The organism is Aeromonas genomosp. paramedia (assembly GCF_023093515.1).
In the GTDB taxonomy this organism is placed as follows: domain Bacteria; phylum Pseudomonadota; class Gammaproteobacteria; order Enterobacterales; family Aeromonadaceae; genus Aeromonas.
In genome coordinates this window covers 48,375-72,186 of record NZ_JAAROG010000003.1, presented here as the reverse complement: position 1 = coordinate 72,186, position 23,812 = coordinate 48,375, and the positions used below count along the sequence as shown (strand labels likewise).

Sequence of the window (23,812 nt, the reverse complement as noted above, 5' to 3'; positions counted from 1 at the left end):
CCAGACCCCGTATGAAAGAGCCCACCTTTTGGTGGGCTCTTTGCTTGCTGGCTCCCGCACCTTGCACCTCCATGGCGTCTGGGGGCGTCCCCTGACGCATCCCATTGAGGCACTGGCCGGATGGCGGACAACAAAAAGCCCCGCACTCTCGTGCGGGGCTTTGACATGGGATGGCGCCGCTTCCCGACCCGGCCTTACAGGATGAAGGTCGACACCTGCTGGTTCAGGTTGGTGGCACGTCCCTTGAGGTGGTGCGCCTGATCCAGATCCCGCATGGCGGCGGCGGTGATCTCGTCGCTCACATCCTTGATGGCGGTGGTGTTCTGGGTGATCTCGCCGGTCACCTGAGTCTGCTCCTCGGCGGCGGTGGCGATCTGACCCGCCATGTCGGAGATGAGAGAGACGGCCTGGGTGATCTCTTCGAGCGCGGCGGCGGCGGCATCGGCGTCCTTGACGCTGTTGTCCGCCAGCCCCTGGCTGGTCTGCATCAGGCTGACCGCGCGGGCCGTGGTCTGCTGCAGGGTCTCTATGGTGGACTGGATCTCTTGGGTGGAGTCCTGGGTACGGCGCGACAGCACCCGCACCTCGTCCGCCACCACGGCGAAACCGCGACCCTGTTCACCGGCACGGGCCGCTTCGATGGCCGCGTTCAGCGCCAGCAGATTGGTCTGCTCGGCGATGCCCTGAATGGTGGAGAGGATGCCGGAGATGGCCTGGGCGTGGCGGCTCAGCTCGCCGATGACGCCGGTGGCCTGACCCACCTCCTCGGCCAGGTTGTTGATGGACTGGCGAGTCTGGTTCACCAGCATCTTGCCCTGCTCGCTGCTCTGGGCAGATTGCTGGGCGGCGGCGGCGGTATTCTCGGCGTTGCCGGCGATCTCCATGGTGGCGCTCGCCATCTCGGTGACCGCGGTAGCGACCATGGTCACCTCCTGCTGCTGACGCTGCAGCTCTTCCACCGCGGCCTGGTTGGTCACCAGGCTGCGCTCCGCATCGGCATTCAGCTCGTTGGCCAGCTGGCGGATGTTGCCGATCAGCTGGTGCTGGCTGCCGACGAAGCGGTTGAAGCTGTTGGCCAGCTGACCCACCTCGTCGTTGGCGTCAATCTTGATGCGCTGGGTCAGATCGCCGTTACCGTCGGCGATGCGGGCCAGAGCCTGGGAAACCTTGCCGAGCGGGCCCAGCAGCAGGCTGACCAGCCAGGAGATGGCGATGATGCTGCCCACCAGTACCAGCAGGGCCAGGCCGAGCTGGGTCATCAGCAGGGAGGAGAGGGGCGCCTCCAGGGTGGCCTTGTCCAGCACCAGCACCAGCTCCCAGTCGGTGTTCGGGATGTCTGTCGCCCACAGCAGCTTGTCGCGCCCTTCGTTGTCAAAATAGACGGGGAGCAGGCTGTTGCTGCTCTTGCTCTGTTCGATCAGGGCATTGGAGAGATCATTGTCGATCTCGCTGGCGGGCTTCATCGCCTTGGCCGCATCTTTATAGGCGATGACGGTGCCATCCTTGTGCATCAGGATGGCGACACCGTCCGCCGGCAGGGCCATCTTGGTGACATCCTCCACCAGGGAGGCGATGGAGAGGTCGCCGCCGACCACGCCGCCCTGGGCCGGCTGGGCCAGGGTCACCACCATGACGTTGTAGGCCACGTCCAGGTAGGGCTTGGTCACTATCATGCCGCCCTTGGCCATGGCTTCCTGATACCAGCCACGGGAGCGGGGATCATAGCCGTCACGGTTGATGGAGGGATCCGAATCGTTCATCTTGCCGCTGCCCTCACCGAAATAGGTGAGCTGGAAACGGCCGGACACCTGGGCCTGTTGCAGGGCGTTGAGGGGGTCGGGGCCGGCCTTGTTGCCGAGGGCCTGGATCACATCGCGACGGGCGGCAAGCCAGTCACTGACGCTGGCGGCCTGCTGGCTGCCGAGGCGCTGCACCTGTTCCTGACTGCCTTGCAGCAACAGGGACTTCTGGCTGCTGTAGCTCTGCCAGGAGAGCAGCAGGATCACCAGGGAGAGGGCGATCACCACAGACAACAGTATCTTCTGCTTGAGTGATAGGTTTTTCATCGTGCTTTCTTCTTGTGGGGTCAGGAACAGGATTACTCGAAAAGTGCGCGGCACTCCATGTTGTTGTTAGCGGCCAAAGCGCACAGAACTGAAGCGCAGAATGACGCGGCCGGCGATATTTTCCACAAGAAAGCACAAAATGGCCTCCGAAATCGGCGACAGAAGGCGGCCGGGGCCAGCCAACCCTGTTTATTCCTTCCGCAATTGGCTAGAATATCCCGTTTTTAAATCACATCGACCCCGAGAGTTTTCACGATGTTTGAAGTCAATCCTGTATTAAACAAGCTTAAGGAGCTGTCTGAGAGGACCGAGCTGCTTAGGGGGTACCTTTGACTATGACGCCAAGAAAGAGCGTCTAGAAGAGGTCAATGCCGAGCTGGAACAGCCGGATGTCTGGAACGAGCCGGAGCGCGCACAGGCGCTGGGCAAGGAGCGCGTGTCCCTGGACAACGTGGTCACCACCATAGATACCCTGACCCAGGGCGTCGATGACGTCGAGATGCTGGTCAGCCTGGCGGTCGAAGGCGAAGACGAGGAGACCTTCAACGAGGCCATCGTCGAAGCCGATCAGCTGGAAGCCAAGCTGGTGGATCTCGAGTTCCGTCGCATGTTCTCCGGTCAGCACGACGGCTCCGACTGCTACATCGACATCCAGTCCGGTTCCGGCGGCACCGAGGCCCAGGACTGGGCCAACATGGTGCTGCGCATGTACCTGCGCTGGGGCGATGCCCACGGCTACAAGCCCGAGCTCATCGAATGCTCGGAGGGTGACGTGGCCGGCATCAAGTCCGCCACCATCAAGTTCACCGGCGAGTATGCCTTCGGCTGGCTGCGCACCGAAACCGGCGTACACCGTCTGGTTCGCAAGTCGCCGTTCGATTCCGGTGGCCGTCGCCACACCTCGTTCTGCTCCGTGTTCGTCTATCCCGAGATCGATGACGACATCGAGATCGAGATCAACCCGGCGGATCTGCGCATCGACGTCTACCGCGCCTCCGGTGCCGGTGGTCAGCACGTCAACCGGACCGAGTCCGCGGTGCGTATCACCCACGTCCCCACCGGGGTGGTGGTGCAGTGCCAGAACGACCGTTCCCAGCACAAGAACAAAGATCAGTGTATGAAGCAGCTGAAGGCCAAGCTCTACGAGCTGGAAATTCAGAAGCAGAACGCTGAGAAGCAAGCCCTCGAAGAGACCAAGTCCGACATCGGCTGGGGCAGCCAGATCCGCTCCTACGTACTGGATGACTCCCGTATCAAGGATCTGCGCACCGGCGTCGAGACCCGCAATACCCAATCGGTACTCGACGGCGACTTGGACAAGTTTATCGAAGCCAGCCTGAAATCAGGCCTGTAAACAGAGCAGCAGGAATCACCATGTCTGAACAAACCACTACTCCGGAAGTCGACCAGACTCTCGAACTGAACAACGAGATGACTGAGCGTCGCTCCAAGCTGGCCGCCTTGCGCGCCCAGGGCAACCCTTTCCCCAACGACTTCCGTCGTGACAGCCTGTCCGGCGATCTGCACGCCGAGTTTGGCGACAAGAGCGCCGACGAGCTGGTGGCCTTGAATAAACGGGTGAAGATTGCCGGTCGTATCATGACCCGCCGGATCATGGGCAAGGCTTCCTTCGCTACCCTGCAGGACATGGCTGGCAAGATCCAGATCTACGTGACCCGTGACGACCTGCCGGAAGGCTTCTACAACGAGCAGTTCAAGAAGTGGGATCTGGGGGACATCGTCGGCGTGGAAGGAACCCTGTTCCGCACCAACACCGGCGAGCTCTCCGTCCATGTGGGCGAAATCCGCCTGCTGACCAAGGCACTGCGTCCGCTGCCCGAGAAGCACAAGGGGCTGACCGACCAGGAAGCCCGCTGCCGCCAGCGCTACCTGGATCTGATCGCCAACGAAGAGTCCCGCAAGACCTTCATGATCCGCACCCAGGTGGTGGCCGGTATCCGCAAGTTCTTCAACGAGAAGCGCTTCATGGAAGTGGAAACCCCCATGATGCAGGTCATCCCGGGTGGTGCCTCCGCGCGTCCGTTCGTTACCCACCACAATGCGCTGGACATCGACATGTACCTGCGTATCGCCCCCGAGCTCTACCTGAAGCGCCTGGTGGTCGGTGGTTTCGAGCGTGTCTACGAGATCAACCGCAACTTCCGTAACGAAGGGATCTCGGTGCGTCACAACCCCGAGTTCACCATGATCGAGTTCTACATGGCGTACGCCGATTACATCGATCTGATGGATCTCACCGAGGAGCTGCTGCGCACCCTGGCCCAGGACATCCTGGGTGACACCAAGATCCGTTACGCCAAAGAGGGCGAAGAGGGTCTGACCATCGATTTCGGTCAGCCGTTCCAGCGCCTCACCATGGTCGAGTCCATCCTGAAGTACAACCCGGATGTGACCCTGGACGACCTGGCCACTCTGGAGAAGGCCACCGCCGTCGCCAAGCGCCTGCACATCGAGCTGATGAAGGGCTGGGAGCTGGGCCACGTGATCACCGCCATCTTCGAAGAGACCGTTGAGCACATGCTGCTGCAACCGACCTTCATCACCGAGTACCCGGCTGCCGTCTCCCCGCTGGCCCGCCGCAACGACAAGAACCCGGACGTGACCGATCGCTTCGAGTTCTTCATCGGCGGCCGCGAGCTGGCCAACGGCTTCTCCGAGCTGAACGATGCGGAAGATCAGGCCAAGCGCTTCCAGGATCAGGTGAACCAGAAAGAAGCGGGCGACGACGAAGCCATGTTCTATGACGCCGACTTCGTCACCGCGCTGGAACACGGCCTGCCGCCGACCGCCGGTCAGGGCATAGGTATCGACCGTCTGGTGATGCTGTTCACCAACAGCCACACCATCCGCGACGTCATCCTGTTCCCGGCCCTGCGTCCGCAACAGAAATAAGCCTGCCGCTCGGCCAGCCCGAGCGCGCTAGCAATAAAACGCCCCGCCACTGCGGGGCGTTTTTTTATGGCGAAGACTAAAGCCGCGAACAGGGTACACCCGGCTGGCGACTTATGGGGCGGGCGGCAGCAGCCACTCCCCCTGCCACAGGGTCAGCGCCTGACCCGACATCCACACCCTGTCCCCCTGCAACTCCAGCACAAGCTCCCCGCCCCGCGCGGAGATCTGGCGCGCCCTCAGTTGCGTCCTGCCGAGGCGCTCGGCCCAGAAGGGCACCAGGGCGCAGTGGTTGGAGCCGGTGACCGGATCCTCCTCCACCCCGACCCAGGGGGCGAAATAGCGGGAGACAAAGTCATGGTCAGGATCCCTCGACGGCGCCGTCACCATCAGGCCGCGACCGGGCAGGGCCCGCAGGGCGTGGAAGTCCGGCTTGAGGGCCTGCACCTCCTGCTCGCTGCCGAGCACCAGCAGGAATTTGGCGCCGGCGGCCAGGGTCTGCAACGGTGTGCAGCCGAGGGCCTCGGCATAAGCGGGATCCAATGTCAGCGGAGCAAGGGGGATGCGCGGAAAGTCGAGCCGGATCCACTCCCCCTCGGCGCTGGCCTCCAGCAGGCCGCTGCGGGTCTCGAAGCGCAGCGTCTGGGAGCGGGCCACGGCCCCGGTCTGCCACAGCACATGGGCCGCCGCCAGGGTGCCGTGACCGCAGAGATCCACCTCGACCGTCGGGGTAAACCAGCGCAGTCTATAGTGCGCCTCCCCCAGGGGGCTGAGGAAGGCGGTCTCCGACAGGTTGAACTCCGCCGCCATGGCCTGCAGCTCGGCATCGCTGCGCTCGGGCCCCAATACGACGATGGCGGGATTGCCCCCGAAGGGGTGCTGGCTGAAGGCATTGACATGAAACAGTCTGGACATCGGCAGATCCTGAGAGGCGGAAGGGGACTCAATATTGCGATTTTTATACCACAGCCGGGGAGCTGCCGAGGCGGATTTCGGCTTTATAAATTCATAAATCGCATAAAGAAGATATTTTTATTCTTTGTTGTTATTCATTACACCCCTTAACCTGACCAAAAATCAGACCATGGAAGACGTGTGTGATGCAATTGACAGCCCCAATACCCAACATAAGCCCGCTCTCTGACGAGCAGCAGCGCCAGCTGAATCAGGTCTTGTCGACCCTCAACACCCAGCAACTCGCCTGGGTGAGCGGTTATCTCTACGGTATTTCCCAATCAGGCGTCCAGAGCGTCGCCACCAGCGCCGCCGTGGCCGCCCCCGGTGGCAGCCTGACCATTCTCTACGGCTCCCAGACCGGCAACGCCAAGGGTGTCGCCAGCGCCATCCAGGCGCAGGCGAAGGCCCACGGCCTGCCGGTGACCCTGACCTCCATGGCGGACTACAAACCCAAGCAGCTCAAGAAAGAGACACACCTGCTGGTGATAGTGAGCACTTACGGGGAGGGTGAGCCGCCGGAGAGCGCGGTGGATCTGTTCGAGCAGCTCAAGAAGGGCAAGATTGGCAAACTCGAGGGGCTCAAGTTCGCCGTGCTGGGGCTGGGTGACAGCTCCTACGAATTCTTCTGCCAGACCGGCAAGGACTTCGACGACTTCCTGTCAAAAGCCGGGGCCGAGCGCATTCATGAACTCGCGAGCCTGGACGTGGATTATCAGGATGCCGCCAAGGCCTGGGGCGAACAGGCGGTCAATGCCGTCGCCGCCACCCTCTCTGCCGGCGCCGCGACTGCCAGCGTGGTGGGCTCGGTGCAGCAAGCCATCGGCCATAGCCAGTATCACAAGGAGAACCCCTTCCCGGCACGACTCTCGGTCAATCAGAAGATCACCGGCCGTGACTCCACCAAGGACATCCGCCATATCGAGATCAACCTGGAAGAGTCCGGCATCACTTATCAGCCGGGGGATGCCCTGGGCATCTGGTTCGACAACGACGCCGATCTCGTGGGGGAAGTGCTGGCCCTGACCGGTCTCAATGGCGATGAAGCCACCGCCCATGGCAGCCTGCGCGAGGCGCTGACCCGCCATGTCGAGCTGACCCGCTTGCACGGCGGCTTTATCACTGGTCTTGCCGAGATCTCAGGCAACGCGGCACTGAAAGATCTGGCCGGCGACAAGGCCCAGGTCAACGCCCTGGTGGCCAGCGCCCAGGTGGTGGATGTGCTCAAGCGCTTCCCGACCGCCCTCAGTGCCGAACAGCTGACCGGCCTGCTGCGCCCCCTCACTCCCCGCCTCTACTCCATCGCCTCCGCCCAGAGCGAGGTCGAGGAAGAGGTGCACCTGACCGTGGGCGTGGTGCGCTACCCCCAGGAAGATGGCACAGTGCGATCTGGCGGCGCCTCCTCCTACCTGGCGGACCGTCTGCCTGAAGACGCCGAGGTCCGGGTATTCGTGGAGCACAACGACAACTTCCGACTGCCCGCCAACCCCGACACTCCCGTCATCATGGTGGGCCCGGGCACCGGCATAGCCCCGTTCCGCGCCTTTATGCAGGAGCGGGAAGCCCAGGGGGCGGAGGGCAAGAACTGGCTCTTCTTCGGCAACCCCCACTTCACCCAGGACTTCCTCTATCAGGTGGAGTGGCAGCGTTATGTGAAATCGGGCCTGCTGTCGAAGATCTCCCTGGCCTTCAGCCGGGATCAGGCCAACAAGATTTATGTGCAGGACCGTCTGCGCGAAGCCGGGCTTGAGCTCTATCAGTGGCTGGAAGCAGGCGCTCACTTCTATGTGTGTGGCGACGCCAACCACATGGCGAAGGATGTGCAGGAAGCCCTGCTGGAAGTGATTGCCGAACACGGCCACAAGAGCCGTGAGGAAGCAGAAGAGTATCTGAGCGAATTGCGTCGTGCCAAACGTTATCAAAGGGATGTCTATTGATGAGCAAACAACCTCTCTCTCACCAAAAAGCGGGACCGGTCGAAGGGCCGCTGGCTGACAACGAGCGCCTCAAGCGCGAGAGCAACTTCCTGCGCGGCACCATAGCCGAGGATCTGCAGGATCCCCTCACCGGCGGCTTCAACGGCGACAACTTCCAGCTGATCCGCTTCCACGGCATGTATCAGCAGGATGACAGAGACATCCGCCCGGAGCGCACCGCCCAGAAGCTGGAGCCCCTGCACAACGTCATGCTGCGTGCCCGCCTGCCGGGCGGCATCATTACCCCGGCCCAGTGGCAGGTGATCGACAAGTTCGCCGAAGAGCACAGCCTGTACGGCAGCATCCGCCTGACCACCCGCCAGACCTTCCAGTTCCACGGGGTATTGAAGCGCGACATCAAGCTGATGCACCAGACCCTCAACAGCACCGGCATCGACAGCATAGCCACCGCCGGCGACGTGAACCGCAACGTGCTCTGCACCAGCAACCCGGTGGAGTCCGAGCTGCACCAGGAGGCCTACGAGTGGGCCAAGAAGATCTCCGAGCACCTGCTGCCCAAGACCCGCGCCTACGTGGAGATCTGGCTGGACGGCGAGAAGCTGGGGGGTGACGAGGAGCCGATCCTGGGTTCCAACTACCTGCCGCGCAAATTCAAGACCACTGTGGTGATCCCGCCCCACAACGACGTGGACATCCACGCCAACGATCTCAACTTCGTGGCCATTAGTGATCACGGCAAGCTGGTGGGCTTCAACGTGCTGGTGGGCGGGGGTCTGGCCATGACTCACGGCGACACCAGCACCTATCCGCGCAAGGCGAGCGATTTTGGCTTCATCCCGCTCTCCCACGTACTGGAGGTGGCGGCCGCCGTGGTCAGCACCCAGCGCGACTGGGGTAACAGGGTCAACCGCAAGAACGCCAAGACCAAGTACACCCTCGAGCGAGTGGGGGTCGAGGCCTTCAAGGCCGAGGTGGAGAGCCGAGCCGGCATCCAGTTTGGCGAGGTTCGCCCCTATGAGTTCACCAGCCGTGGCGATCGTTTCGGCTGGGTGGAGGGGATAGACGGCAAGCACCACCTGACCCTCTTCATCGAGAACGGCCGCCTGCTGGACTTCCCGGGCAAGCCCCTCAAGACCGGCATGCTGGAGATCGCCAAGATCCACCAGGGGGACTTCCGTCTCACTGCCAACCAGAACCTCATCATCGCCGGGGTGCCCGCCGGCGAGAAGGCCCGCATCGAAGCCCTGGCGCGCCAGTACGGCCTGCTGGATGACGGCGTCAGCGAACAACGCAAGCAGTCCATGGCCTGCGTGGCCCTGCCCACCTGCCCCCTGGCGATGGCGGAAGCCGAGCGCATGCTGCCGGCCTTCGTCACCGACATCGAAGCCTTGCTGGCCAAGCACGGTCTGGCGAACGACGCCATCATCTTCCGGGTCACCGGCTGCCCCAACGGCTGCGGCCGCGCCATGCTGGCGGAAGTGGGCCTGGTGGGCAAGGCGCCGGGCCGTTACAACCTGCACCTGGGGGGCAACCTGGAGGGGACCCGCATCCCGCGCCTGCACCTGGAGAACATCACGGAGCCGCAGATCCTGGCGGAGCTGGATGCCCTGATCGGCCGCTGGGCCACCGAGCGCGACGGGAACGAGTGCTTCGGCGACTTCGTCATCCGCGCCGGGATCATAGCCCCGGTCATCGACTCCGCGAGGGACTTCTATGCAGCCTGAACAGACTGATACCGAGCGGCTGGCGCGCACCGCCGACGGCCGGCTCGACCTCGACGCCCTGCTGGCCCTGGGCCGTGAGGAGCAGACCGAGGCGCTGGCCCCCCTCAACCGGGAGCTGGACGCCATGAGCGCCCCCGAGCGGGTGCGCTGGGCCCTGGCGAACCTGCCGGGGCAGCACGTGCTGTCGTCGAGCTTCGGCATCCAGGCGGCGCTGATGCTGCACCTGGTGAGCCGCGAGCGGAGCGATGTACCCGTGGTGCTGACCGATACCGGTTATCTCTTCCCCGAGACCTACCGCTTCATCGACGAGCTGACCGAGCGCCTCGCCCTCAACCTCAAGATCTACCGGGCCGAGCTCAGCCCGGCCTGGCAGGAGGCCCGCTTCGGCCTCTTGTGGGAGCAGGGGGTGGAGGGGATCACCCGCTACAACCAGCTCAACAAGGTGGAGCCCATGGACCGCGCCCTGAGCGAGCTCGGCGCCCGCACCTGGTTCTCCGGCCTGCGCAGGGAGCAGGCGGGCAGCCGCGGCAAGCTGCCGGTGCTGGCCATCCAGCGCGGCCGCTTCAAGTTCCTGCCGGTGATCGACTGGAGCAACAAGGACGTCTTCTACTACTTCAAGGAGCACGACCTGCCCTACCACCCCCTGTGGGAGCAGGGCTATCTCTCGGTGGGCGACGTCCACACCACCGCCAAGTGGGAGCCGGGCATGAGCGAGGAGCAGACCCGCTTCTTCGGCCTCAAGCGCGAATGCGGCCTGCACGAAGAGAACGGCGAGCACGACGGCTCCGGCATCTGAGCCTGGTGCGCAGCCTGTTGCTGCGCCCCACCCATAAAAAAACGCCCGGCAATAGCCGGGCGTTTTGCTTGCTGACATCCAGGGACTGGGCCGAGGCGGGGTTTAGCCCGCAGACTGCTCTTGCGCTGCGGCACGCGCCTGGGTCAGCCAGTCATTGACCAGGGCCGCATGTCCCTTGAGCCAGGCGTCGGCGTGGCGCTCCACATCCGCCGGCTTGTTCTGCCCCTTGTTCATCAGGCCGTTCTGGATGTTGATGTCGTTGAGGGGCAGCTTGACGATGGAGAAGAGCTTGGCGGCCGCCGGGTTGGCCTCGGCAAACTGCTTGTTGGCGACTATGTGCATGGTGTTCACCGCAAAGCCGTAGTTCTTGCCGTTGGGCAGCCGGGTCTTGTCCCCATCAGGGGCATCGGCGGGCACCTCCAGCCACACCACATCCTTGCCCGGCACCAGCTCGCTGCTGAGCCAGTAGGGGGTCCAGGTGTAGTAGAGCACCGGCTTGCCGGCCTGGTAACGGGCCAGGGTATCGGCGATCAGGGCCGCGTAGTTACCCTGCTTGTGGGTCACCGTGGGGGTCAGGCCGAACTCGCCCAGATGATGGTTGATGGCTCCCTCGCAGCCCCAGCCCGGGTTGCAGCCCACCAGATCGGCCTTGCCGTCGCCATCGCCGTCGAACAGCGCCGCCAGCCTGGGATCCTTGAGCTGGCCCAGGTTGGTGATGCCGTATTGGGCCGCCGTCTTCTTGTCGATGAGGTACCCCTGGGCGGCACCGGCCACATAGGTGCCCTGACGGAAGAACACCTTGTCACCCCCCGCCTGCTGGTACTTGTTGTCCTGCAGCGGTATCCAGTTGAAGGCGAGGAAGGTGCCGTCCCCCTGCGCCACCGAGGCGTAGGCCACGTTGTAGTCCACCTCCTGGGCGGGCTGTACCTCGTAGCCGAGGCGCCCCATCAGCTTGCTGACCAGCAGGCTCTGGAAGGCCTCCTCCGGCAAGGAGCTCTGCAGGGGCTGCACCTTGACCCCCTCCCCCGGCAACTCGGCGCTGGCCATGGCGAGGGAACTCAGCAGCAGGGTGCTCAGGGTCAATCCTTTGGTGATCTGTTTCATGCTTTAACTCCTTGGTAATCGAGGGATTTGCCGCGGCCACACAGACGCAGCAGCAGGGCGACGGGGCCGCGCCGATGCCAGCGGCCGACCCGGCTGCGATCCGGCTGCCCCATCGCCTGGGTCAGTCGGTCGAGGACGATGGCCAGCAGCACTATGCCGAGGCCGCCGATGGAGGCGAGCCCCATGTCGAGGCGGCCTATGCCGCGCAGCACCATCTGCCCCAGACCGCCGACCGCGATCATGGAGGCGATCACCACCATGGAGAGCGCCAGCATCAGGGTCTGGTTGACCCCGGCCATGATGGTGGGCATGGCGAGCGGCAGCTGTACCTTGAACAGCAGCTGGGAGGGGCTGGCGCCGAACGAGTGGGCCGCCTCCACCAGATCGGCGGGCACCTGGCGAATGCCCAGCATGGTGAGGCGGATCATGGGGGGCAGGGCGAAGATGACGGTCACCACCACCCCGGGCACGTTGCCTATGCCAAACAGCATGACGATGGGGATGAGGTAGACGAAGGCCGGGGTGGTCTGCATGGCATCCAGCAGCGGCCGGGTCCAGGTGGAGAGCCGCTCGCTGCGGGCCAGCAATATGCCCACCGGCAAGCCTATCAACACGCAGAAGAAGAGCGAGGTCAGCACCAGGGAGAGGGTCACCATGGCATCGGACCAGGCCCCGATAAGGCCGATCCCGACAAGGGACGCGAGCGTGCCGAGCGCCATGCGCCCGCCCACCAGTTGCCAGGCGATCAGGGTCAAGAGCCCCATCATCAGGGTGGAGGGCACCGTCTGCAGCAGCTGGGTCATGGCCCCCAGGGCCAGCTCCACCGGCGCGCGGATCAGCTGGAACACAGGGCGCAGGTTCTCCACCAGCCAGCCGATGCCCCCCTCGACCCAGCTATCCAGCGGCACCAGGGCCTGCTGGAAGGGATCCAGCCAGTCGACGGCAGCACTGTTGTCGACCGCTGCGATCTGGCTCTGCCAGTCTGCCGCCTCTGTGGCCGTACTGCCCCAGGGATCCTCGGCTGGCGTGGTGGTGGTCGCAGCTCCCCAGGGATCGGCCTGAGCCTCGTCGGCCCAGGCGGGAGCGCTGGTCAATAGCAGCAGCGCCAGCAAGCCGGTCAGCAGACGCTTAAAGGGGTTGAGATTCATACCGGGGTACTCCTGTCCAGGGTGTTGAGCAGATTGGCCTTGGAGATGAGTCCCAGATAGGTGCCATCCTCCTCGACCACGGGCACCTGACAGGGTGCGGCGGCCACCTGGCTGATGAGTTCGTTGAGGGAGGTGTCCGCCAGAATGGGCTGGATGTCCGCCAGCAGCGCCTGTTCCAGGCTCCCCTTGTCACGGACCGCCCGGCCGAGCGACTCGACCGAGACGACCCCGAGGAAGCGGCGGCTGCGATCCACCACGTAGCCGTACTCCCGCTCCAACTCCTTGAGCTGGCGCAGGGCGTTGCCCGGCCCGTCCGTGGTGTGCTTCTTGATGAGGGGGGTCTGCTTGCGGCTGGCCACATCCCGGGCGCTGAAGACGTTGGCGAGATCCACCCCGCGAAAGAAGGCGCGCACATAGTCGTTGGCGGGCTGGTTCAGGATCTCGTCCGGGGTGCCCACCTGCACCAGCTGGCCATCCTGCATGATGGCGATGCGATCGCCGATGCGCATCGCCTCGTCCAGATCGTGGGAGATGAAGACGATGGTGCGCTGCTGGCTGGCCTGCAGCTTGAGCAGCTCGTCCTGCATCTCGGTGCGGATCAGGGGATCCAGCGCCGAGAAGGCCTCGTCCATCAGCAGGATATCGGGGTCGTTGGCGAGCGCCCGGGCCAGCCCGACCCGCTGCTTCATGCCGCCGGAGAGGGCATCGGGGAAGGCGTCGATCCACGGCCCCAGCCCCACCTGGTGGAGTGCCTGACGGGCGCTCTGCTGGCGCTCCGCCAGGGGCACCCCGGCCAGCTCCAGCCCGAAGGCGGTGTTTTCCAGCACGCTCAGGTGCGGCATCAGGGCGAAGGACTGGAACACCATGCTGATCTTCTTGCGCCGCACCTGGCGCAGTTCGCGCTCCGAGATGGCGGCTATGTCCTCGCCGTCGATCAGCACCTGGCCGCGGGTCGGCTCTATCAGCCGGTTGAAGAGACGCACCAGGGTGGATTTGCCCGAGCCGGAGAGGCCCATCACCACGAAGATCTCCCCCTCCTGGATGGCCAGATTGACATCCTGGACCCCCAGGGTCTGCCCGGTCTTTTGCAGTATGCTGGCGCGGTCGTGCCCTTTCGCCAGCAATTTGAACGCTTTTTCCGGATGTTCTCCGAAGATTTTATAGAGCGATTTCACTTCGAGTTTGACTGTCATACTGTCCTTTTTTTATGGCCGGCATCTTGCTGTTCCTGCTGCCGAACGCGCACCAATTACTTTTAACACTAAGCAATTTCGAGCAAAAACAAAAGAACCGTAAGAGTCCGCAGTGACGAACAAAGTCATAAGCAACTGATTTTTATCACTTATTTAAAGCAACAAAAATTCAACAGATGACCGAAAAAGATCGGATAAATATGAATAAACTGCATAAAGAGTCCATGATCTATCCATTTCATGAGTAAAATCAAGCGAGTGAGAGGGATGAATGAGGGTAGCTCCCGGGCAGAGGAACCCTCCATCGGCACTCATGAAATGATTACAGAGCTAATCATATTTAATCCCTGTGCAGGGGAGGATTCAGGAGAGGGGTGAGCGGAGCAGGAACCGGTACGGGGCACGGCGGCAAGGTCGCAAAAAAAGCCCCTCGCTGTGGAGGGGCCTTGCCGACGGAGGGGACTAGCGTCGCCGCCAGGTTTCGAAGCAGTAAGGATAAGGGTTCTTCTCGTCGGGCTGATGGGGATCGCTCTCGGTGCGCACCCAGTCGCTCTCGTCGAAGGCGGGGAAGCGGGTGTCCCCTGCCACCGCCAGATCGATCCGGGTCAGATAGAGGCAATCCGCCTTGGGCAGCAGCTGGCCATAGAGATGCCCTCCCCCTATCACCATCAGCTCATCCACTTTCTCGCCGCTTGCCAGCAAGGCGAGCGCGGCCTCCACCGAATCGACCACCTCCACCCCTTCAGCGCGATAGTCGGGGTTGCGGCTGATCACCAGATTGCGCCGCCCGGGCAGCGGGCGACCTATAGACTCGAAGGTCTTGCGCCCCATCAGCACCGGCTTGCCGAGGGTCACCCGCTTGAAGTGGGCCAGATCGGCAGGCAGATGCCAGGGCATCTGGTTGTCCAGGCCAATCACGCGATCGTGCGCCATGGCGGCAATCATGGAAATGTGCATGGGTTCAGCCTCTTGCAGCCTGTCTCAGACAATGGGCCGGTTACGGTACACGACCAGGGAGGGGATCGCCAAACCGAAACTGAGGGCCCCCACGATAAAGAGCACCTTGAGTCCGTTGGTCACAGCGTGGTGGATAAGCTCTGTGGTCACCCCCGAGATGTTGAGCTCCACCACGGCGATCATGGTCTTGAACGCATAGGCACCCGGGATCATGGGGATGATGGAGGCGACGCTGAACACGGGACGCGGTGCCAGCAGGCGCTTCGACCAGTAGACGCAGACAAAGCCCACCGTGGTGGACGCCGCCAGGGTGGCCCACTCGATGGGCATGCCGTAATGAATGAGCAGGGTGCGCAGGCTATGGGCCAGGGCGCCCCCCATGGCGCAATACTTCAGCATCCTCGGCGGCACGTTGAACAGCATGGCGAAGCCGACCGCCGGCATGGCAGACCAGAACGCATCCCTGGCCAGCAGCAAGAGCAGTTCCATCATGGCTGCGTCCCTCCCGCCAAGGCGACCGGGCAAGGCGCCGGCCCAGGGTTCAGGCTCGTGGCACAGAGGCGAAGCCCGATTGTCCCGCTCCGGGAGCGGGTAGTGTCATTGCATCTCATATGGAGTTCCACCACAGCTTCCAGCCCCAGATCCCGGTGACCGACATGGCCAGCACTATGCCGATGACGGCGCTGATGGTGAGCAGGGTCGCCATGCCCCAGCGGGCCAGCCCCAGGTTGAAGTAGCCCTTCACCATGTCGGAGACCGCGTTGATGAGCGGGAAACCCGGCACCAGCAGCAAGACGCTGGCCGCCATGGCGAGATAGGGCTGGTCTCCCCACTGGAAGTAGGTGGCGCAGGAGGCGATCAGGGTGGCGACGAAGCCGGTCGCGGCGAAGTTGATGAGCGGGCTGTGGTGATGGCGGGCCATCAGCTGACGCACTCGCATCGCCACCGAAGAGGCGACGAAGGTCACCAGGAAGATGGGCCAGTCGCCGCCGAACAGCACGCTGAAGGCGCCACAGGAGAGCCCCACCATGGGCACCACCAGCCAGGGGTGATAATGGAACGGCACTATGCCGTCGAGTCGCTGGCGCACCTCCCGCACACCGATCAGCTCCTTCTCCGCCAGGATGCAGATGCGCTGGACCTCGCACACCACCTGCATGTTGATCCCCTGATCCCGCACCCGGCGGGTGGTGGTGACGCAACTCCCCTGATAGAGGCTGGTGAGCACTATGGCGCTGGCGGAGATGGCCATCTCGACGCTCTCCAGCCCCAGCGCCAACCCGAGCCGGACCGTGGTCTGCTCTATGATGCGCCCCTCGGCACCATGCTGGGCCAGCAACTGGCCCACCTTGACGATGATCCGGGTGATCTCTGTCTGTTGCTCCCGCGACAGCACCCTTCTTGGTGTGATACTTCTCATAATCCCTTAGAGTCGTAGCAAGATGAATTGTGCCGAGATATTACCCCAAGCGTTATATTCCTTCATCCATATCTGTGGATTTAGCGGGCCGTCATGGAATTAAATGAGCGCACGGCTGGGGTTTGCAGCAAATAAAAAACAAACCACCATTTTTATTAACATCGGGTGGTTTGCGCCGAAGGAAATATTGAAAATAACGGTACAGGATGGCGGCCAATAAATTATTTCATCCTCGGATGATCCGCCAGCACTATCACATTGTCTGGCGGCTGACTCTCTTCGGCTTGCGCCAGTGACTCCTCCTGCAGGTGAAGCATGTGACGGCGCATGGCATAGACGGAGTCGTGCATCATGTTGGCAATCCGGATGCAGCTGTCGAGGTTGTTCCTGGCCAGGCGGCGCTGGCAATCGATGCGAAACTGCAGGCCCCGCAACCTCCGCTGCTGATCCGGCCCCACCTGGGCGATCAGCGCCTCTATCTGTTGGTGCAGCAAGGCATCGAGCCGCTCCGGCTCGGCCAGGGCCCAGTGTTTGAGCGTATCAAAATCTGGCAGCTCCATATCCCCTCCTGGCCAGACTCCCCGCACATCTCGGTACGACCACGCCCGGCACATCATTTCGCCGTCCACAGGAAGGTTATATAAGATAGTGGGGATTTTGGGTCAGTCGACTCCGAGCCACAGGAGTCCACTTTTTCATCCAGCTGGCGGATATTGGGCGAGAGGAAAGATTTATTCTTTAGGATTCATGAAATTATCGTGATGTCGCATGCGTCACTTTTTTTATAAATTTTAAAGGCTTTTATGGCTCTTCTTATTCCCTATTCATCGATAGCGAATAAATCTGCTTTTCGTTCGACTCTCAATTTACGCCTTTCCATCTCGTACCCGAGCCGTTGGTTTAACATATCTCACTGATTATGTTATTTTATTTACCACTTTTTCCAATGACCAAGGGTTGAGCATGAGCAAGGCAAGAATCGGTATCGTCACCGTCAGCGATCGCGCCAGCGCGGGCATCTATGAAGATCTCTCCGGCAAGGCCATCATCGACACCCTGAACGCCTATCTGACCTCGGAGTGGGAGCCCGTCTATCAGGTGATCCCGGACGAGCAGGATCAGATCGAGGCGACCCTGGTTCGACTGGCGGATGAGGAGTCATGCTGCCTCATCGTCACCACGGGCGGCACAGGGCCGGCCAGGCGGGATGTGACGCCGGAAGCCACCGAAGCCGTGTGCGATCGCATGATGCCGGGCTTTGGCGAGCTGATGCGGGCCGAATCCCTCAAGTTCGTGCCCACCGCCATTTTGTCACGCCAGACCGCCGGCCTGCGCGGCAGCGCCCTCATCGTCAACCTGCCGGGCAAGCCCAAGTCCATCCGCGAGTGCCTGGATGCGGTCTTCCCCGCCATCCCCTACTGCATCGACCTGATGGACGGCCCCTATCTCGAGTGCGACGAAGCCGTCATCAAGCCGTTCAGACCCAAGAAATAAGGCATTCCCCAGGACATGAACACGGTGGCCGGGTCTCCCCGGCCACCGTCATTTCCGCCCTATTTGCGGCCGTACACCTTGACCCCCGCCTTGCTCCCTTCCGAATTGCCATAGACCTCGATCCGCTTGATGCAGACCCGGTTGCCGAGGGACTTCCAGCCCGACTCCTGATCCTCTTTCAGGCCCTTGTCAAAGTGCAGCGTCTTGCTGCGGTCATTGCCGTAGATCACCTTGACCCTGTCGAGGGTCAGCTCCCGCCCCGCCTTGACCATGATGGACCTGGCCGGTCGGCAGATGATGATAGGGATAATGGCTGGGTGGTCGCCTACCCCCAGCAGTAGGGTGTTACCCAGCCGAAATTCATCGTCGGCCATGGCCGGGGACACAACCCCGCCGAGCAGCACCATCGGCACCAGGATGCGCAAGGCGCGGGTAAAGGGGGATGAGAGATGAAGAGAAAACAGACCTGACATTATGCCTCCTGAAAAAAGGGGGCATGATAAGGGTCCATAGCCAAACCCAAGCTGTACTGGAGCTGTACCAGAGGGCAAGACAATAGCCAGGCGAGGCTCATACAGGCGATGGCACCTCAGGCGCCGGGCCTGTGATGGCGGGAGCTCAGGCCCCCGTCATCACCTCCGGGGAGACTAGTTGCTCCACATGGTCATCAGCTGTGACTCCATGGCCTCTTCCGGCTCATCCGGCAGCGCGGTGAAGAAATCGAGCCCGGTCTGCTCCTCCACCGCATCCACCGTCACTATGTAGTCCGCAAGCTTGCTGGCCGACACATTCTCCTGGGGCAGGATGAAGGCGATGGCTTCCTGATTGGCCACATCCATCACCACCTTGTAGTAGGCGTGGGGCACAGTCACGCCGTTGCCGATGGCGCCATCGGAGTTGGTGAAGATGGGGCCCGTGATCACCTGGACATTCTCATAGGCGATGGCCCACTGCCGGGTCTTCTCCTCCAGGATGCGCCAGGCACCCTGATTGAGGGCCGGCAACTGCGGCGTCATGTTGGTCAGCAGGAAGCTCTGCTTCATGGTGGTGGCGCTGGTGCGCATGTCCGCCGCGGGTGCCTGATGGCCGCGATCAAAGCCCGAGCCCTTGTAGTCCGCCAGGGTGGCGCGGTACTGCACCGGCACCTCCTTGTCCTCGGCGAAGGCATCCTTGCGCGGCACCTGCCCCTGGGCGCTGGCCGCCGTCATCCGGTAGGAGACCCAGTCAGAGACCTTGGTGTCATAGTTGTAACCGGCGGCATAGCCCTCCCGGCACAACAGCTGACTGGATTGACCTGGCACCCCCAGGGTGACGTGATCCTTGCACTGGAAGCCCGCCGCCAGGGTCGGGAAAGCGCTGAGAGTAAATCCGATAGCCAGAACTAATTTATTGATATTATTCATTATTATGCCACTCCTTGTGTTAGGCGGAGTGATTTGACACCAGGTCGGACGAGCAAGGCAATCGCACAAATAGCGAGCAGCCCGGAAATGTGAGGGGGGCGGCAGATCGGTGAAATCCCTGTCGCCAGCTGGGGGATTGCCATCCCGCCCTCCCTGTGACAGGAAGAACACTTTGACTTGGTTATCAGATAGATAGGCAGACAAAAAGCGGAGCCACCGGCTCCGCTGCGCTTATCATACTGCTCAGCTCTTCACCTCAGGCCTTGGGGTATCGGGCCGGGACGGCGGCAGTATGGGCAGCACTATCTGCGGCTGCTCCCCGGTCAGGCTCTTGAGGTAGGCGGTCATGTCGTCGGCCTCCTGCTCGCTCAGGCGCTGGCCGAGCTGGATGTCCGCCATGATCTGCACCGCCTCCTTGAGATCCCAGACGGCGCCGTCGTGGAAGTAGGGGTAGGTCAGCTCTATGTTGCGCAGGGTGGGCACCTTGAACCAGCCGATGAGCTGCGACTCGCCGGTCACGGCGCCGCGCCCCTGGGCCGGGTTGTCGGTCTGGTAGTGCTTGACCAGCCCCATCTTCTGGAAGGAGTTGCCACCTATGGCGACCCCGTTGTGGCAGGCGGTGCAGCCCTTCTCCTTGAACAGCTGGTACCCCTTCAGTTGCTGCGCGGTCAGCGCCTTGCCGTCCCCCTTCAGCCAGCGATCGAAGGGAGCATTGGGGGTGATCAGGGTCTCCTCGAAGGCGGCGATGGCATCGGTGACTTCATCTATGCCGAAGTCCGCCTTGCCATAGACGGCATCGAAGCGGGCGCGGTACTCGGGCAGGGTGTGCAGGGTGCCCACCGCCAGCTTGTGGGTGAAGGCCATCTCCAGCGGGTTCTCGATGGGCCCGGCCGCCTGCTCCTTGAGATCCTTGGCGCGGCCATCCCAGAACTGCACGAAGTTGAGGCTGGAGTTGAGCACGGTCGGGGAGTTGATCGGTCCCTCCTTCCACTTGTGGCCGAGGGAGCTGACCTGATTGTCCACCCCGCCGGTTGCCAGGTTGTGGCAGGAGTTGCAGGAGATGGCATTGGATTTTGACAGTCTGGGCTCGAAGAACAGCATCTTGCCCAGCTCGACTTTCGCCGGGTCTTTCGCCCTGGCGGCCTCGACTGCTTGTATCGGTTCACTCGCCCACCCCATCCCGGGCAAGGCCAGTGCCAGCAGCAGACAATATTTATTCATCTTTTTTCTCTCCCTTGAGTCTGCGAACAATCGCAGCCTCAGCCTGCCCGGGAAAGGCTGTCTTTTATTTGCCCAAGATCAATGCCGGCCATAAAAAACCACAACAAAAACAGTGCATTGATTTATTTCAGACGGAATAACGGCGGGGACTTGCGAGGTAAAAACAAGCTGAATTTCGATGAGTGAATTATGAGCTAATTCATCAGCAACGACAGCCCATTAATTAGATTGCTGTCATTGAATAAAGCGATTATTCAATATGCAGTGGCGACCGTCCGTTAATTAGATCCATTTAATATACATCATAAATATGAACAGCTGTCGCCACCCATAATAAATAAGCCGGTCTGAACCGCTGTTCCCCTTATTTCAGACGATGCCATTTGCCACTCCTTCACTTATTAAGTGAGGCGAATGGTTGTGCTTTTCAATCAAGATAAGGATATATGATGAAAAAGTCCCTGCTGGCCGGTGCCCTGCTGCTCTGCCCCGCCGCCTTCGCTGCCACAGCGCACTGGGAATACAGCGGCGAGGCCGGCCCGGCGAAATGGGCCAGCCTGACCCCGGAATATGGCCAGTGCGCCGGCAGCAACCAGTCGCCGGTCAACCTCTCGGGTCTGGTGGAGGCCGAGCTGACGCCGTTGCAGTTCCACTACCTGCCGGGTGGCAAGACGCTGGTCAACAACGGCCACACGGTGCAGGTCAACTATGCCCCCGGCAGCAGCCTGGAGCTCGATGGCATGCGCTTCGAACTCAAGCAGTTCCACTTCCACGCCCCCAGCGAAAACCTCATCGAGGGCAGATCCTATCCGCTTGAGGGACATTTGGTGCATGCCAACGCCAAGGGTGAGCTGGCGGTGGTGGCGGTGATGTTCGAGCCGGGCCAGGCCAATGCGGCCTTGAACCAGGCCTGGCAAACCCTGCCAGCCAAGGCGGGGGAGATCCACGCCTTCAAGGAGGCGGTCTCGGCGGAGCCACTGCTGCCCGCCCAGCGCGACTACTACCGCTTCAGCGGCTCACTGACCACACCGCCCTGCTCGGAAGGGGTGCGCTGGCTGGTGATGAAGCAGCCGGTGCAGGTGAGTCAGGCCCAGATCGACGCCTTCAAGACGGTGATGCACCACCCCAACAACAGGCCAGTCCAGCCCCTCAACGGGCGTCAGGTGCTGCAATAACGCCCCCGGCAACTCACAGAGCCGAGATGAAAAAAGAGGGCCCGTGGGCCCTCTTTTATGTTGCGACAGCGGATCACAGGCTGGCGGCTATGCGTGCCCCCAGGGCGGCGTTGCTGAGCACCAGCTGGATGTTCGCCGCCAGGGAGTTGCCGCCGGTCAGCTCGCACAGCCGGGCCAACCGTTACAGGCTGGCAGCGATGCGTGCCCCCAGCGCGGCGTTGTTCAGTACCAGCTGGATGTTCGCCGCCAGGGAGTTGCCGCCGGTCAGCTCGCACACCCGGGCCAGCAGGAAGGGGGTGGACTCCTTGCCCTTGACCCCCTGCTCGTCCGCTTCCCGCAGCGCCTGGGCAATGGCAGCGTCTATGTCCGCCTTGGGCATGGCAAACTCGGTCGGGATCGGGTTCGCCACCACGGCGCCACCGGCCAGCCCCAGCTCCCACTTCAGACGCAGCGCCTCGGCGATCGCCGCCGGGGTGTCGAGGCGGTAATCCACCTTGAAGCCGCTCTCCCGGGTGTAGAAGGCGGGCAGCTCCTCGGTCTGGTAGCCGATGACCGGCACCCCCTGGGTCTCCAGGTACTCCAGGGTCAGACCGATGTCGAGGATCGACTTGGCACCGGCACAGACCACGGCCACCGGGGTCTGGGCAAATTCCTGCAAGTCGGCGGAGATGTCGAAGCTCTCCTGGGCGCCGCGGTGCACGCCGCCGATGCCGCCGGTGGCGAACACCCGGATCCCCGCCATGGCGGCGATGATCATGGTGGAGGCGACTGTGGTCGCCCCCAGACCCTTGTTGGCCAGCACGAAGGGGATGTCGCGACGGCTGCACTTGGTGGCGGCATGACCGGCACGGCCCAGCGCCTCCAGGGCCCCCTCATCCAGACCCACCTTGAGGCGACCATCGATGATGGCGATGGTGGCCGGCACGGCGCCGTTGTCCCGCACCACCTGCTCCACCTGGCGCGCCGTCTCCACGTTTTGCGGATAGGGCATGCCGTGGGAGATGATGGTGGACTCCAGGGCAACGACGGGTTTGCCGGCGGCCAGGGCTTCGGCGACGACAGGTTGGATATCGAGGTAAGCGTTCAACATGGGTACTCCTCCAGCATGCGTTCAACGGCGGCCTTGGATAGGCCGGAAAAGACGGTATCGGAACAATTGACGGTGAGGGCGGCGCAGCCGAGGGCGAACCGGGTCGCCTCCATGATGCCCTGCTCCAGCAACCAGGCGTGGGCCAGCCCTGCCATGAAGGCATCGCCGCCGCCGGTCACGTTGACGACAGGGCTGCCGAGCACGGGCAGATGGCCCTGGCACTCCCCGTCGCTGTAGAAGATCCCCTGATCGCCGAGGCTCAGGAACAACCGCTGCACCCCGGCGCGGTGGAACCAGGCCGCCGCCATGGGCCAGGTGTCGGGACCGGCGATGCGGAAGCCGCACAGCTGTTCTGCCTCGCTGCGGTTCGGCTTGAGGGTGTGGATGCGGTGCAGCCAGGGGCGGATCTTCTCCACCTTGGCCACAGAGACGGTGTCGACGAAGATGATGTGCTCACCCTGGCGCTCGAACAGCCAGTCCAGGGTGTGGGTGGCGAGGTTGGTGTCGAGGACCCAGAGCCGCGCCGCCTGCAGAAAACCGCTCAAGGGAGTGAGCCTGGCCGGAGTCAGCTCGTCTATGATGCCCATGTCGTTGACGGCGCAGCTCATCTCGCCGCTGCCATCGTGCAGGCTGAGGTAGCAGGAAGTCGCCTGCCCCTCCAGCACCAGCACCTGGCGCACGTCGACCCCAGCGCGCTGGCTCACCTCCAGCAGGTGATGGCCGTACTGATCGTTGCCCACTGCGGTCAGCAGCCGGGTGTCGGTGCCGAGCCGCGCCAGGTTCTCGGCAATGTTGCGCCCCACCCCGCCGGCGGAGGTGCGCACTCGACCCGGGTTGGAGTCGCCGATACGCAGGTTGTCGTGGCTGCAGCCGCAGATATCCATGTTGGCGCCGCCGATCACCACGGCATAGGGGCCTTCGCGCAGCACATAGCCTCGCCCCTGCACATAGCCCTGGCGCATCAGGCTGGAGATGTGGCTCGCCAGCGCCGAGCGGCTGATACCCAGTCTGTCTGCCAGCTCCTGCTGGGCAATCATGGGATCCTGGCGCAGCAGGGCGAGGATCTCCTGTTCACGTTCCGTCATAGACAAACATCCAGTTACAAACGTTTGTCCATTATTTCCGAAAAACGTTTTCCCGCCATCCTCTCGTGCAAGAAATGTCGGGTCAGCCACAAAAAATCACCGGGCAAGCCCGGTGATAGAAAAACGGTTTTCAGA

Annotated in this window: 20 protein-coding genes and 1 pseudogene; 7 read left to right on the top strand and 14 right to left on the bottom strand. The window is 62.5% G+C overall.

The window, feature by feature from the left end; translation table 11 throughout:
- Positions 1-194: 194 nt before the first annotated feature.
- Positions 195-2,066: a methyl-accepting chemotaxis protein gene (locus tag HB860_RS02805; RefSeq protein WP_139437272.1), complete on the bottom strand. Its 1,872-nt coding sequence runs from the start codon at positions 2,064-2,066 to the stop codon at positions 195-197.
- Between the two features lie 255 nt (positions 2,067-2,321).
- Between HB860_RS02805 and prfB the strand changes: the two genes are divergently transcribed.
- Positions 2,322-3,420 (top strand): peptide chain release factor 2 gene (gene prfB, locus HB860_RS02800; RefSeq protein WP_139437270.1). Its coding sequence is split into 2 segments (ribosomal slippage): positions 2,322-2,396 and positions 2,398-3,420, totalling 1,098 coding nucleotides; the frame shifts between segments, so codons are not numbered across the junction.
- Positions 3,421-3,440: 20 nt separating this feature from the next.
- On the top strand, positions 3,441-4,979 hold the full coding sequence (gene lysS / locus HB860_RS02795) for a lysine--tRNA ligase (RefSeq protein WP_139437268.1): 1,539 nt from the start codon (positions 3,441-3,443) through the stop codon (positions 4,977-4,979).
- A 111-nt stretch (positions 4,980-5,090) separates the two neighbouring features.
- On the opposite strand, the gene HB860_RS02790 is transcribed toward lysS, so the two are convergent.
- Entirely contained in the window at positions 5,091-5,891 is an 801-nt protein-coding gene (locus HB860_RS02790; RefSeq protein WP_404837901.1) for a PhzF family phenazine biosynthesis protein, read from the bottom strand.
- A 185-nt stretch (positions 5,892-6,076) separates the two neighbouring features.
- Here HB860_RS02790 and HB860_RS02785 point away from each other — a divergent pair, with 185 nt between their 5' ends.
- The 3 genes from HB860_RS02785 to HB860_RS02775 are packed head-to-tail and all read left to right on the top strand — an operon-like array spanning position 6,077 to position 10,387.
- The gene (locus HB860_RS02785; RefSeq protein WP_247625837.1) at positions 6,077-7,867 is read left to right on the top strand and encodes an assimilatory sulfite reductase (NADPH) flavoprotein subunit; all 1,791 of its coding nucleotides are present in this window, start codon (positions 6,077-6,079) and stop codon (positions 7,865-7,867) included.
- Complete coding sequence (gene cysI, locus HB860_RS02780) at positions 7,867-9,591, top strand: assimilatory sulfite reductase (NADPH) hemoprotein subunit (protein ID WP_247625685.1); 1,725 nt, start codon at positions 7,867-7,869, stop codon at positions 9,589-9,591. Before HB860_RS02785 ends, cysI begins: the two co-directional genes overlap by 1 nt.
- Entirely contained in the window at positions 9,581-10,387 is an 807-nt protein-coding gene (locus HB860_RS02775) for a phosphoadenylyl-sulfate reductase (protein ID WP_247625684.1), read from the top strand. The genes cysI and HB860_RS02775 overlap by 11 nt, the downstream gene beginning before the upstream one ends.
- Before the next feature lie 102 nt (positions 10,388-10,489).
- Here the strand turns inward: HB860_RS02775 and proX are convergent, their stop codons facing one another.
- The 7 genes from proX to HB860_RS02740 form a co-directional block, all read right to left on the bottom strand.
- Positions 10,490-11,491 carry a glycine betaine/L-proline ABC transporter substrate-binding protein ProX gene (gene proX / locus HB860_RS02770; protein ID WP_247625683.1) on the bottom strand — a complete coding sequence of 334 codons (1,002 nt, stop codon included), beginning with the start codon at positions 11,489-11,491 and terminating at the stop codon, positions 10,490-10,492.
- On the bottom strand, positions 11,488-12,639 hold the full coding sequence (gene proW, locus HB860_RS02765) for a glycine betaine/L-proline ABC transporter permease ProW (RefSeq protein WP_247625682.1): 1,152 nt from the start codon (positions 12,637-12,639) through the stop codon (positions 11,488-11,490). Before proW ends, proX begins: the two co-directional genes overlap by 4 nt.
- A complete protein-coding gene (proV, locus tag HB860_RS02760) occupies positions 12,636-13,832 on the bottom strand; it encodes a glycine betaine/L-proline ABC transporter ATP-binding protein ProV (protein WP_247625681.1) in 1,197 nt (398 codons plus the stop codon). The genes proW and proV overlap by 4 nt, the downstream gene beginning before the upstream one ends.
- A gap of 462 nt (positions 13,833-14,294) precedes the next feature.
- Positions 14,295-14,789 carry a type 3 dihydrofolate reductase gene (gene folA / locus HB860_RS02755; protein WP_247625680.1) on the bottom strand — a complete coding sequence of 165 codons (495 nt, stop codon included), beginning with the start codon at positions 14,787-14,789 and terminating at the stop codon, positions 14,295-14,297.
- 24 nt (positions 14,790-14,813) lie between these two features.
- Entirely contained in the window at positions 14,814-15,281 is a 468-nt protein-coding gene (locus HB860_RS02750; RefSeq protein WP_139437249.1) for a threonine/serine exporter family protein, read from the bottom strand.
- Between the two features lie 115 nt (positions 15,282-15,396).
- Entirely contained in the window at positions 15,397-16,209 is an 813-nt protein-coding gene (locus tag HB860_RS02745) for a threonine/serine exporter family protein (protein ID WP_139437247.1), read from the bottom strand.
- A gap of 221 nt (positions 16,210-16,430) precedes the next feature.
- On the bottom strand, positions 16,431-16,769 hold the full coding sequence (locus HB860_RS02740) for a DUF3135 domain-containing protein (protein ID WP_247625679.1): 339 nt from the start codon (positions 16,767-16,769) through the stop codon (positions 16,431-16,433).
- A 403-nt stretch (positions 16,770-17,172) separates the two neighbouring features.
- Here HB860_RS02740 and mog point away from each other — a divergent pair, with 403 nt between their 5' ends.
- Positions 17,173-17,703, top strand: coding sequence for a molybdopterin adenylyltransferase (mog, locus tag HB860_RS02735; protein ID WP_247625678.1), 531 nt, complete (start codon positions 17,173-17,175; stop codon positions 17,701-17,703).
- A gap of 59 nt (positions 17,704-17,762) precedes the next feature.
- Here the strand turns inward: mog and HB860_RS02730 are convergent, their stop codons facing one another.
- The 3 genes from HB860_RS02730 to HB860_RS02720 form a co-directional block, all read right to left on the bottom strand.
- Positions 17,763-18,110 carry a DUF2541 family protein gene (locus HB860_RS02730; RefSeq protein WP_247625836.1) on the bottom strand — a complete coding sequence of 116 codons (348 nt, stop codon included), beginning with the start codon at positions 18,108-18,110 and terminating at the stop codon, positions 17,763-17,765.
- Positions 18,111-18,350: 240 nt separating this feature from the next.
- The gene (locus HB860_RS02725; protein WP_247625677.1) at positions 18,351-19,106 is read right to left on the bottom strand and encodes a DNA/RNA non-specific endonuclease; all 756 of its coding nucleotides are present in this window, start codon (positions 19,104-19,106) and stop codon (positions 18,351-18,353) included.
- Between the two features lie 243 nt (positions 19,107-19,349).
- Positions 19,350-20,327 (bottom strand): cytochrome-c peroxidase, encoded by a 978-nt coding sequence (locus HB860_RS02720; RefSeq protein ID WP_139437237.1) that lies wholly within the window; start codon positions 20,325-20,327, stop codon positions 19,350-19,352.
- 449 nt (positions 20,328-20,776) lie between these two features.
- On the opposite strand from HB860_RS02720, the gene HB860_RS02715 reads away from it, so the two are divergent.
- A complete protein-coding gene (locus HB860_RS02715; RefSeq protein ID WP_247625676.1) occupies positions 20,777-21,502 on the top strand; it encodes a carbonic anhydrase in 726 nt (241 codons plus the stop codon).
- 73 nt (positions 21,503-21,575) lie between these two features.
- Here HB860_RS02715 and HB860_RS02710 read toward each other — a convergent pair.
- A pseudogene (locus HB860_RS02710) lies at positions 21,576-22,592 on the bottom strand (pseudouridine-5'-phosphate glycosidase).
- Positions 22,586-23,677 carry a PfkB family carbohydrate kinase gene (locus HB860_RS02705; RefSeq protein ID WP_247625675.1) on the bottom strand — a complete coding sequence of 364 codons (1,092 nt, stop codon included), beginning with the start codon at positions 23,675-23,677 and terminating at the stop codon, positions 22,586-22,588. Before HB860_RS02705 ends, HB860_RS02710 begins: the two are co-directional and overlap by 7 nt.
- Positions 23,678-23,812 lie beyond the last annotated feature (135 nt).

Bases quoted from the DNA above. Each gene is read 5' to 3' on its own strand.
- HB860_RS02805 (WP_139437272.1), bottom strand. From the start codon at position 2,066: ATGAAAAACCTATCACTCAAGCAGAAGATACTGTTGTCTGTGGTGATC.
- lysS (WP_139437268.1), top strand. From the start codon at position 3,441: ATGTCTGAACAAACCACTACTCCGGAAGTCGACCAGACTCTCGAACTG.
- HB860_RS02790 (WP_404837901.1), bottom strand. From the start codon at position 5,891: ATGTCCAGACTGTTTCATGTCAATGCCTTCAGCCAGCACCCCTTCGGG.
- HB860_RS02785 (WP_247625837.1), top strand. From the start codon at position 6,077: ATGCAATTGACAGCCCCAATACCCAACATAAGCCCGCTCTCTGACGAG.
- cysI (WP_247625685.1), top strand. From the start codon at position 7,867: ATGAGCAAACAACCTCTCTCTCACCAAAAAGCGGGACCGGTCGAAGGG.
- HB860_RS02775 (WP_247625684.1), top strand. From the start codon at position 9,581: ATGCAGCCTGAACAGACTGATACCGAGCGGCTGGCGCGCACCGCCGAC.
- proX (WP_247625683.1), bottom strand. From the start codon at position 11,491: ATGAAACAGATCACCAAAGGATTGACCCTGAGCACCCTGCTGCTGAGT.
- proW (WP_247625682.1), bottom strand. From the start codon at position 12,639: ATGAATCTCAACCCCTTTAAGCGTCTGCTGACCGGCTTGCTGGCGCTG.
- proV (WP_247625681.1), bottom strand. From the start codon at position 13,832: ATGACAGTCAAACTCGAAGTGAAATCGCTCTATAAAATCTTCGGAGAA.
- folA (WP_247625680.1), bottom strand. From the start codon at position 14,789: ATGCACATTTCCATGATTGCCGCCATGGCGCACGATCGCGTGATTGGC.
- HB860_RS02750 (WP_139437249.1), bottom strand. From the start codon at position 15,281: ATGATGGAACTGCTCTTGCTGCTGGCCAGGGATGCGTTCTGGTCTGCC.
- HB860_RS02745 (WP_139437247.1), bottom strand. From the start codon at position 16,209: ATGAGAAGTATCACACCAAGAAGGGTGCTGTCGCGGGAGCAACAGACA.
- HB860_RS02740 (WP_247625679.1), bottom strand. From the start codon at position 16,769: ATGGAGCTGCCAGATTTTGATACGCTCAAACACTGGGCCCTGGCCGAG.
- mog (WP_247625678.1), top strand. From the start codon at position 17,173: ATGAGCAAGGCAAGAATCGGTATCGTCACCGTCAGCGATCGCGCCAGC.
- HB860_RS02730 (WP_247625836.1), bottom strand. From the start codon at position 18,110: ATGGTGCTGCTCGGCGGGGTTGTGTCCCCGGCCATGGCCGACGATGAA.
- HB860_RS02725 (WP_247625677.1), bottom strand. From the start codon at position 19,106: ATGAATAATATCAATAAATTAGTTCTGGCTATCGGATTTACTCTCAGC.
- HB860_RS02720 (WP_139437237.1), bottom strand. From the start codon at position 20,327: ATGAATAAATATTGTCTGCTGCTGGCACTGGCCTTGCCCGGGATGGGG.
- HB860_RS02715 (WP_247625676.1), top strand. From the start codon at position 20,777: ATGAAAAAGTCCCTGCTGGCCGGTGCCCTGCTGCTCTGCCCCGCCGCC.
- HB860_RS02705 (WP_247625675.1), bottom strand. From the start codon at position 23,677: ATGACGGAACGTGAACAGGAGATCCTCGCCCTGCTGCGCCAGGATCCC.